This window comes from Halorubrum sp. SD612 (assembly GCF_002135005.1).
Genome location: NZ_NEWI01000105.1, coordinates 1 through 9,978, shown reverse-complemented (window position 1 = coordinate 9,978; position 9,978 = coordinate 1). Strand labels below are relative to the sequence as shown.

The 9,978-nt window shown below is 70.3% G+C and carries 5 protein-coding genes and 3 pseudogenes; 4 read left to right on the top strand and 4 right to left on the bottom strand.

What is annotated here, in order from left to right:
* The 4 genes and pseudogenes from B9G38_RS11845 to B9G38_RS11830 form a co-directional block, all read left to right on the top strand.
* Positions 1-284, top strand: a pseudogene (locus tag B9G38_RS11845) (succinate--CoA ligase subunit alpha); the annotation flags it as partial.
* A 78-nt stretch (positions 285-362) separates the two neighbouring features.
* A pseudogene (locus B9G38_RS11840) lies at positions 363-2,912 on the top strand (GAF domain-containing protein); the annotation flags it as partial.
* Positions 2,913-2,989: 77 nt separating this feature from the next.
* On the top strand, positions 2,990-3,310 hold the full coding sequence (locus tag B9G38_RS18785) for an ArsR family transcriptional regulator (RefSeq protein ID WP_086220499.1): 321 nt from the start codon (positions 2,990-2,992) through the stop codon (positions 3,308-3,310).
* 84 nt (positions 3,311-3,394) lie between these two features.
* Positions 3,395-4,717 (top strand): tRNA (N(6)-L-threonylcarbamoyladenosine(37)-C(2))-methylthiotransferase, encoded by a 1,323-nt coding sequence (locus tag B9G38_RS11830; protein ID WP_086220498.1) that lies wholly within the window; start codon positions 3,395-3,397, stop codon positions 4,715-4,717.
* A 164-nt stretch (positions 4,718-4,881) separates the two neighbouring features.
* On the opposite strand, the gene B9G38_RS11825 is transcribed toward B9G38_RS11830, so the two are convergent.
* The 4 genes and pseudogenes from B9G38_RS11825 to B9G38_RS11810 all read right to left on the bottom strand — a co-directional run.
* Positions 4,882-5,901, bottom strand: coding sequence for a sensor histidine kinase KdpD (locus B9G38_RS11825; RefSeq protein WP_233127205.1), 1,020 nt, complete (start codon positions 5,899-5,901; stop codon positions 4,882-4,884).
* Positions 5,902-6,027: 126 nt separating this feature from the next.
* Positions 6,028-8,111 (bottom strand): annotated as a pseudogene (locus B9G38_RS11820) (AMP-dependent synthetase/ligase).
* 108 nt (positions 8,112-8,219) lie between these two features.
* A complete protein-coding gene (locus tag B9G38_RS11815) occupies positions 8,220-9,203 on the bottom strand; it encodes a hypothetical protein (RefSeq protein ID WP_086220497.1) in 984 nt (327 codons plus the stop codon).
* A gap of 90 nt (positions 9,204-9,293) precedes the next feature.
* Positions 9,294-9,978: translation initiation factor eIF-2B (locus B9G38_RS11810; RefSeq protein WP_086220496.1), on the bottom strand; the 685-nt coding region annotated here is incomplete at its 5' end.

Genomic DNA, 9,978 nt, shown 5'->3' with positions numbered 1-9,978 from the left:
AGGCCGACACCGACACCGACGCGGTCGTGATGTGCGGCGAGATCGGCGGCGAGGACGAGGAGCAGGCCGCGAAGTTCATCGGCGAGCACATGGACACGCCGGTCGCCGGCTTCATCGCCGGGCGCACCGCGCCGCCGGGCAAGCGGATGGGCCACGCGGGCGCCATCGTCTCCGGCTCCGGCACCGGCACCGCGCAGTCGAAGATCGACGCGCTCAACGACGCCGGCGTCCCCGTCGGTGACACCCCCGAGGAGGTCGCCGACCACGTCGAGGACTTCCTGTAAGGGCCCCGCGGTCGGCGGGCTTTTCAATTTCGGTATCCGGAGCGAAAGCTAAAACTACCGGTAGGGAAACACACGCACATGAATTCTGAACCCGGCGACGCCTCTGCGGGGACCGGAGCGGCCGCGTCCGACGCGCCGGGATCGAACGCCGACTCGTCCCGATGTGTCCTGTTCGTCGACGACGAGCCGGGGGCGGCTGACCTCGCGGCCACGCACGTCGATCGGCTCGTGGACGGGATCGAGACGCTGACGCGGCTGTCGCCGGACGAGGGGCTGGAGGTGGTCCGTGACGGCCGCGTCGACTGCGTCGTCAGCGACTTCGACATGCCGGGATCAAACGGGCTCGAGTTCCTCGAATCGGTCCGCGATGTCGACCCCGGGCTCCCCTTCGTGCTGTTCACCGGGAAGGGGAGCGAGGAGATCGCGAGCGACGCCATCTCCGCTGGGGTGACGGACTACCTCCAGAAGGGGGCCGGTCGCGACCGCTACGAGATGCTCGCGAACAGCGTCGCGAACGCGCTCGGCCGCCGCCGGGCAGAGCGGGACCTCCGTGAGGTGAACGCGAAGGTCACGGCGATCCACGAGTTCGCGGCGGAGCTGGCATCGGTGACCGACGTTGCGACGGTGTTCGACCGGACGGTCGACGCGGCCGAGGACATCTTGGAGTTCGACCGCTGCGTCACCGCCCGCCGCCGCGGCGATAAGGTCGTCCCGGCCGTCCTCTCCGAGAGCGTCAGCGAGGAGGAGGTCCGGGCGTTCGACATCGGCGAGGGGGTCGTCGGGACCACGGTCGCGGAGCAGGAGACGATGGTGGTCGACAACCTCAGCGTCGACCCAGCGGACCCGGACGAACTGGAGGACCCCTCGTCTCCGGGTCGGTCGTCGGTCGGAGCCGACCGCCGAACCGGGTCGGAGGTGGCGGACCCGGTCGCCGACGACATCCGGTCGGCGATCAGCGTCCCGATCGGTTCCCACGGGGCGTTACAGGCCGTCTCGAACGGGTACGCCGCGTTCGACGAGCGCGACGTCGAGTTTGCGGAGCTGCTGGCGGCCCACTCGGCCAACGCCATCGAGCAGATCGAGACGGAGAACGCGCTCCGCCGGGAGCGAGATCGGCTGACGGCGCTGTTCCACGACCTCCCCCTCCCGGCGGTGCGCACCGTCGCCCTCGACGGGGGCGGCCGTCGCCTCGACGCCGCCAACGAGGCGTTCCGGGAGACGTTCGGCTACGGCGCCGACAGCGGGTACGAGGAGGTCTGCGACGAGGTCATCCCGGACAGCGCCGAGCGGTTCGAGCCGGAGGCGGTCCTCGAACGCGGCGAGCCCTCGCGGCTCGAAGTGCGCCGGCGGACCGTCGACGGGATTCGCGATTTCATCCTCCACGTCATCCCCGTCAAGCAGTCGGACGAGACGGTCCTCTACAGCGTCTACGCCGACATCGACGACCAGAAACGCATCGAGCGGACGCTTCGGCGGCTCCACGCGACGACCCGCGAGATGTTCGGCGGCGACTCGCGGGCGGAGATCGCCGAGGTGGCCACCCGCGCGGCGATCGACACCCTCGGGTTTCCGAGCAGCGGGGTCCGGCTGTACGAGCCGGAGACGAACGTCCTCCGCCCGACGGCGATAAGCGAGGAGGCCACCGCGGCGTTCGGCGACCGCCCCGCGTTCGGTCCGGGCGACGGCCGCGTCTGGGAGGCGTTCGAGTCCGGCCAGCCGATCGTGGTCGACGACCTCGACACGGTCGACACCGCGGTCGGGTACGGCGAACACCGGAGCCTCCTCGTCGTCCCGCTCGGCGAACACGGGGTGATGCCGTTGGGGTCGCGGGAGCCGGAGTTCTTCGACGCGACGGACGTCCAGTTGGCCCGCGTCCTCGCCGCGAACGTCACGGTCGCGCTCAACCACGCCGAGCGGACAGAACAGCTGCGCGAGCGGGACGCGGCGCTCCAGCGGGAGATAGACCGGCTGGAGAAGTTCGCCGGGCTGGTCTCTCACGACCTCCGGAACCCGCTCAACGTCGCGGCCGGCCGGACGGACCTGGCTCGGGCGCTGACCGACGACGCGGCGGTCCTCGATGAGCTCGATCGGGTGGAAGACGCCCACGACCGGATGACGCAGCTGATAGACGACCTCCTCGCGCTGGCGCGGCAGGGTCGGACGGTCGACGACATCGAGCCCGTCCCGCTGGACGAGGCGGCCGAACGCGCGTGGCGCACCGTCGACACGGCGGGCGCCACGCTCGACGCGTCGGCTGCGACGGACGCGGTCGACGCCGACCCGGAGCGGCTCCGGACGCTCCTCGAGAACCTGTTTACGAACAGCGTGGAACACGGTTCCACGAGCAGTCGGGCAACACCCGACGACGGCGTCGAGCACGGCTCGGGCGACGCCGACGACCTCACGGTCTCCGTCGGATCGCTCCCGGACGGCTTCTACGTCGCGGACGACGGACGCGGTTTCGACATCGACCCCGAGGCGGCGACGGAGTACGGGCGATCGAGTACCCCGAACGGGACGGGGTTCGGCCTCGCGATCGTGCGAGAGATCGCGGCCGCTCACGGCTGGGAACTGTCGGTCGACGACAGGGACGGCGCGCGGTTCGAGTTCCGCCCTGAATCATGGTATATAAAAAGACGGTTGGCGTGCGCAGGGTGCGCACAGGCGGGCCACGGTTATGCGCGATTCGCCCCTGTAAGTAACGTATGGACGACGGAACCCGCGAGCTGCTCGAACCGCTCCCGCCGAGCGCCAAACTGGTCTACTACGTGCTCGACGCGGAGGGCCGGTTCGACCAGACCGGCCTCGCCGAGGAGACCCGCCTCTCGACCCGCACCGTCCGGTTCGCGGTCGAGAAGCTCACCGAGGTCGGCCTCGTCGAGGAGGGGCTGTGCCCCCGCGACGCCCGCCGGTCCGTCTACCAAGCGGTTCCGCCGGCCGAGCGCGACCCCGTCGACGAGCCGGAGGCGACCGCCGACTCGGCCTCCGAGGCCGACACGCCGACTGCCGCGGTCGCGGAAGACTGACGCGGAACGGGGCCGACTTGCCGGGCCGCCGACGCCCCGATCCGTCGCGCTTTTGCCCTCGGGACCGATAGTAAGGACACTCCGATGGCGACGTACCACATCGAAACGTACGGCTGTAGCTCGAACCGGGGAGAGAGCCGGGAGATCGAGCGCGCCCTCCGCGACGGGGGGCACCGCCCGGCCGACGGCCCGGACGACGCGGACGTCGCCATCCTCAACACCTGTACCGTCGTCGAGAAGACGGAGCGGAACATGCTCCGCCGCGCCGAGGAGCTGTCGGAGACGACGGCCGAACTCGTCGTTACTGGCTGTATGGCGCTGGCACAGGGCGAGATGTTCGCCGAAGCCGACGTCGACGCCGAGATCCTCCACTGGGACGAGGTCCCCTCGTACGTGCTCAACGGCGAGTGCCCGACGGTCACGCCCGACGCCGAACCGGTCCTCGACGGCGTCGTCGGTCTCCTCCCGATCGCGCGCGGCTGTATGAGCAACTGCTCGTACTGTATCACCAAGTTCGCCACCGGCCGGGTCGACTCCCCGTCGGTCGAGGAGAACGTCGAGAAGGCCCGGGCCTTGATCCACGCCGGCGCGAAGGAGATCCGCGTCACCGGGCAGGACACGGGCGTCTACGGCTGGGACGACGGCGACCGGAAGCTTCCCGAGCTGCTCGACCGCATCTGCGACATCGACGGCGACTTCCGGGTGCGGCTGGGGATGGCGAACCCCGGCGGCATCCACGGCATCCACGAGGAGCTGGCCGACGTGTTCGCCGAGAACGAGGAGCTGTACGACTTCATCCACGCGCCGGTCCAGTCCGGTTCCGACGACGTGCTCGAAGACATGCGCCGCCAGCACCGCGTCGAGAAGTTCCGCGAGGTCGTCGACACCTTCGACGACCGGCTCGACCACTGGACGCTGTCGACCGACTTCATCGTCGGGTTCCCCACAGAGAGCGAGGCCGACCACGAGCGCTCAATGGACCTGCTCGCCGAGGTCCGGCCCGAAAAGATCAACGTCACCCGCTTCTCGAAGCGTCCCGGCACCGACGCGGCCGACATGAAGGGGCTCGGCGGGACCGTTAAGAAGGAGCGGTCGAAGGCGATGTCCGAGCTGAAGATGGAGGTCGTCGGCGAGGCGTACGAGTCGATGGTCGGCGGGACGTTCGAGGTGCTCGTCGTCGAGGAGGGGACGGGCGACTCGGTCAAGTGCCGCGACGGCGCCTACCGACAGATCATCGTCCAGAACGCGACCGATCGCGGCGTCGAGGTCGGCGACTTCCTCACCGTCGAGGTGACCGGCCACAACACGGTGTACGCGTTCGGCGACCCCGTGACGGAGTCGACACCGGCCGACGGCGACTCGGTCGAGCGCGACGAACAGCCGGAGTCCACGCCGTCGTCGGCCTAACGCCACGCGAACGGCGCGCTTCTCCCACGCCTAACGAACTGACCGCGACCTCGGTGTCCAGCGAACGGCTCGCGCCGCCACGCGGTCGACGCGGCGCCCGAACCGACCGAGATCGCTCCCGCACGGGTCGCACGGCCGCTACTCCGAGGCTTCCGACCTCACTCTCACCGCCGATCCTCTCCGGAGTCGACGCCGGCCGAGCCGTCCGAATCCGGCCGATCGGGGAGGCGGATCCGGACCGCTGTTCCCCCCGGCTCGTTCTCCGCGAACTCGACCGTTCCGCCCGCCCGGTTCACGGCCCAGTAGATCAGCCACAGCCCGACGCCTTCGGTGTGTTCGAGCGGGGTCTCCTCGGAGTTTCGGAGCGTCCGCCGCTCGATCCGCGGGATGCCGCGTCCGTCGTCCGCGACGACGAGGTGTACCGCATCGTCGCGCCACACGCGCACCGTCACGGTCACGTCGTCGTTATGTTCGACGGCGTTCCGCAGCGCCTCTTCGAACGCGACCCGGACGGACGGATGCGTCCGGACGACGCAGCGCTCCGGCAGCTCCGTGCGGATCGTCGCGTCGGGCGCTTCGGCGGTCAACTGCGCCACCTCCTCCTCGACGACGGTGACCAGGTCCACCGAGCAGCGCGCGTCGGTCTGCCAGATCGACGCGAGCCGTCGCGTCCGCTCGCTCGTGTCGAGGAGCGACTCCAAGTGGTCGCGGATCGTCGCCACCTGCGCTCGGGTCTCCGGGCTGTCGTCCGCCGCCTCGATCTCGGTGAGGTACCCGAGCGCCACCGAGAGCTCGTTCCGGATGTTGTGGCGCAACACCCGGTCGTTGATCGAGAGCAGCGTCGCGAGCTCCTGCGCCTCGGTGAGCTGTTCGTCCGCCTTCACCGCGTAGAGGCTCCCGCGAGACCCGACCGCCGCGCCGAGACTGGCGGCGAACGAGAGCAGAAAGGGGAGCTTGAACGCGTGGTGTCCGATCAGCCAAATGAGCCAGACGACGGCGGCGAGCCCGGTGAACCCGAGCGCGGTCCCCGCGCCGATCCGGACCGCTCGCCACTGGCCGGAGCGAGAGATCCCCCAGCGCGGGAGGTCGCGAACGGTGTAGAAGGCGACGCCCGAGAGGCCGAGTATCAGCACCGATTCGAGTGCGATCCCCACGGTCGGGCCCGCGTGAGTCAGGTGGAGCACACCGAGGCCGAAACAACACCCCCCCAGAGCGGCGAAGCCGTATCGGGGCGGTACGTGGGGACCCATCGCCGAATTTACTCTCTCGCGACGGATATCGGTTTCTAGTTCTGCCCGGTTCCGGCCGCTCTACTCCTCGTAGATGACCTCGACCTCGTCGGCGAATCGGTCTAAGATGTTCCGTCGCTTCTTCTTCATCGTCGGCGTGAGCAGGTCGTTCTCCTCGGTGAACTCCTCCTCGACGAGCCGGAACTGCTTGATCTTCTCGTACGACTCGAACTCCTCGTTCACGCGGTCGACTTCCTCCTGAATCCGCTCGCGGACGCGGTCGTCGCGGCAGACCGCGGCGCGCTCCGCGGGCAAGTCGATCCCGTTGGCCTCGGCCCACGCCTCGACCCTCTCGAAGTTCGGCACGATGAGCGCCGAGACGAACTTCCGACCGTCGCCGAGGACGACGCACTGCTCGACGAACTCGTTGGCGGCGAACCGGTCCTCGATCGGTCCGGGGGCGACGTTCTTCCCGGTCGAGAGCACGAGCAGCTGCTTCGCGCGCTCGCGGAACGCGACGTAGCCGTCGGGGCGGAGCTGGACGATGTCACCGGTGCGAAACCACGGCTCCGCGGCGGCGGCCTCCGCGTCTCCGGGGCCGTCCCCGCCGACGCCGACGCGGTCGTCGGCCGGGGTCCCGGCGGTGACGGCGTCGGTCGGGAGGTCGTCCGCGTCGACGAACGCGTCTGCGGTCGCATCCGGCCGGTTCCAGTAGCCGTCCGTCACCTGTGGCCCCCGGACGAGCAGTTCGCCGACGTCGCCGGCCAGGTCCGCGACCTCTTGTCCCACCACGGAGCCGTCGATCGCGATCTCGGTGTCGACCACCGGCGGCCCGATGGTGCCGACCTTCGGCTTCTCGGGCGGGTTGACGCAGATGACGGGCGACGTCTCCGTCAGGCCGTATCCCTCCAGTATCGGCAGGTCCATCGCGTGGTACAGCGCGCACAGCTCCGCCGACAGCGACCCGCCGCCCGAGATGAAGAAGTCGATGTTCCCGCCGATCGCCTCCCGGACCGACGAGAAGACGAGCCGATCGGCCACCGCCCGCTTGGCGTCGAGTAGCGGACCGGGGGCGTCGGCCTCGTGGTGGTCGCGGCCCACGTCGACCGCCCACTCGAAGATGCGCTCCTTCACCGGCGACTCGCTCGCCTGCTCCCGGATCGCGTCGTACAGCTTCTCGTAGACGCGCGGGACGCTGGTGGTCGTCGTCGGGCGGACGAGCCCGAAGTCCTCGCGGAGCGTGTCGGGGCTCTCCGCGTACGCGACCGTCGCGCCCGCCGCGAACATCATGTAGTGGCCGGCCATCCGCTCGAAGACGTGCGCGAGCGGGAGGAACGACAGCGTCGTCGACTCGGCGGAGATGCCGGGCACCTCCGGGTCGCGGTCGGGTCGGTCCGCGAACCGCCGGTAACACTGGGAGACGTTGTCCCGGAAGTTGCCGTGGGTGAGCCTGACCCCCTTCGGCTTCCCGGTGGTCCCGGAGGTGTAGATCAGGCTGGCGAGGTCGTCAACGCCGACCGCGTCGAGCCATCCCTCGTAGGCCGCCTCGTCGAACGCCGCGGCGCCGCACTCGTGGACCTCGCCGAGGGTGTACACGTCGTCCACGCGTCGGCGTCGGCCCCGACGTCCGCGGTCGAGATATCGTCGGTGTCGACGTCGTCGACGGTGACGACCGCGTCGAGGTCGTGTTCGAGGTCGCCGCGCACCGCGAGCACGTCCTTAAGCATCTCGCGGTTCTCGACGACGACGACGGTCGCCTCCGGGTCCTCCAAGAGGTAGCGTAACTGGCGCGGCGACGACGAGGCGTACACCGTCGTCACGACCGCGCCCGCGGCCAGCGCCGCGAAGTCGGTCTGGGCCCACTCCATGCGCGTCTGCGAGTACATCGCCACGCGCGTGTCGCCGTCGACGCCCAGCTCGCGGAGCCCCGTCGCGAGGTTCCGGACGACGTCGCGCATCTCCGCGTACGTCAGCTCGGCGTACTCGCCGGCGGGCGCCGGCGGAACGACCCCGGCGGCGACGAGCGACCGCTCGTAGGGTCCCCCTTTGTACCGCTGCGCGGTCCGGTCCGCGTGTCGCTCCGCGGTGCGCTCGAACATCTCGGGGAGCGTCTCTCGGGCGACAGCGTCGTCCGCGAACGCTCGCTCCGCCGCTTGCCAACTCATACACGCTCAGTCCCGCCCTACCTTCATAAACAATCCGGTAGTTTTGAGTTTCCGCTCGGTCGGCGCGTCTCCCCCGGAGCCGGAGGGCGATCCGCGGCCGCGGATCGGTCAGCGGTCGGCGGCGATACGCTCGGCGACGCGCTCCCTGTCCGCGCGGATCCCGTCGGCGACCTCCGCGATCTGCGCCAACACCGGGTAGCGCGGCCCGTCGACGGGGGCGTAGAGGTAGCCGTAGAACGGGCGCTCGCGGTCGCCGTCGGGCCCCGCTTCGGGGGTCAGCGGCGGGTCGTCGAGCGAGCGCTGTCGCTCGGCGGCGAGCTCGTCGCACTCCCGTTCGAGCTCTTCGAGGCGGTTCCAGACGTCGATCGCCGCGTCGGTCCCGCGGCCGGGCCGGATCCCGTCCAAGTGACCGAGCAGCCGGCGGCGGCGGCGGTCGACCGACGACAGCGCCGCCTCCCGGTCGCCGAGCTCGTCTATCTCCTCGTCTATCGCGTCGGCGAGCCGGCCTCGCGCGTCCGCCGCGCGACGGCTCCGGTCGACGAGCGCCGACCGGGCGCCGCTCGACAGCCCGCCGTCGGACACGAGCGCGGTCGCGGCGTCCGGGCCGAGCTCGGCCGTCAGACTCTCCGCGGCCGTCTCGTCGTACTCGGTCCGGTAGTGCGGCAGCGACAGCACGGTGTCGCGGTACGCGGTCATCACCCGTCTGAGCGTGACGCTGTCGGCGCCGGGCCCGCTTCCGGGACTCCGTCCGCCGCCGGGAGATCCGATCCCGCGGAGCGCGCCGGCCGGCACCCCGGTCGGCGTCGTGTCCGTCGCGACGGAGACGGTGTCTATCTGTGCCACCCGGTCGGCGAACGACTCGAACGCGTCCCGCTCGTCGAGGACGCGGCGTCGCTCCCGGCGGCACGCCGACTCCGCGTCGCGGACGTACGCGAACGCCAGCAGCGCGAGGACCCCGGCGAGCGCGACCGCCGTGACGACTCCCGGTTCCGTCGCGACCGCTCCCAGGTCGCACCAGACGCTCGTACACCCCGCCGTCACCCCCTGTTCGGGGACCTGAAAGATCGCCGTCGAACCCGGATGGAGACTCATTGTACCTGTTAACACGGTACACGCACAAAGCGCTTTGGGCCGACCGGCGGCGCTGCCCCGGCTGCGACCGGTCCTGTCCCGTCCACGGGGTCAGTCGCGGACGCCGTCGTCGGTGATCACGGTGTCGATCATGCCGATCGGCGTGGCGTCGTAGCTGGGATTTTCGATCTCGACGTCCTCGACGGGCTCGCGCATCACCTCGACGGCGTCGCGGAACTCGTTTTCGAAGCGGAACTCCTCGATGGTCTTCGCCCCCGAGCCGACCGCGGTGACGGGGACGCCCAGTTCGCGCGCCGTGACGACCAGCGGGAAGGTGCCGATCCGGTTGTAGTAGGTCCCCCCGGTGATACAGGTGATCCCGAGCAGGACGCGGTCGCAGTCGCGGAGCGCGTACCCCATCGCGCTGTCGACCACCATCCGCGTCTTGACCCGCGACACCCCGGCGAGGACGCGCGCGGTCTTGCGGCCGAGGGTCCGCGGGCGCGCCTCCGTGACGTAGACGGTGAGGTGGGCGCCGTCGCGCGCGGCGTCCTCGATGGCCTCCAACACCGTCGTCGAGTAGTCGTGGACGAGCAGCGTGTCGCCGTCCTCGATGCGCTCGGCGGCGTTGGCGGCGGCCTCGCCCTTCGCCGTCTCGATGTCCTCGGTGACGCGGGCGATCACGTCCTCCAACAGCTGTTTCGCGCCCTCGACGCTCGTCGCCTCGCCGACGATGGAGCGCTCGACCTCGCGCATCGCGTTGTGGAGCGCGGCGTGTGAGGGGTTCGACCGGCGC

Bases quoted from the DNA above. Each gene is read 5' to 3' on its own strand.
- B9G38_RS18785 (WP_086220499.1), top strand. From the start codon at position 2,990: ATGGACGACGGAACCCGCGAGCTGCTCGAACCGCTCCCGCCGAGCGCC.
- B9G38_RS11830 (WP_086220498.1), top strand. From the start codon at position 3,395: ATGGCGACGTACCACATCGAAACGTACGGCTGTAGCTCGAACCGGGGA.
- B9G38_RS11815 (WP_086220497.1), bottom strand. From the start codon at position 9,203: ATGAGTCTCCATCCGGGTTCGACGGCGATCTTTCAGGTCCCCGAACAG.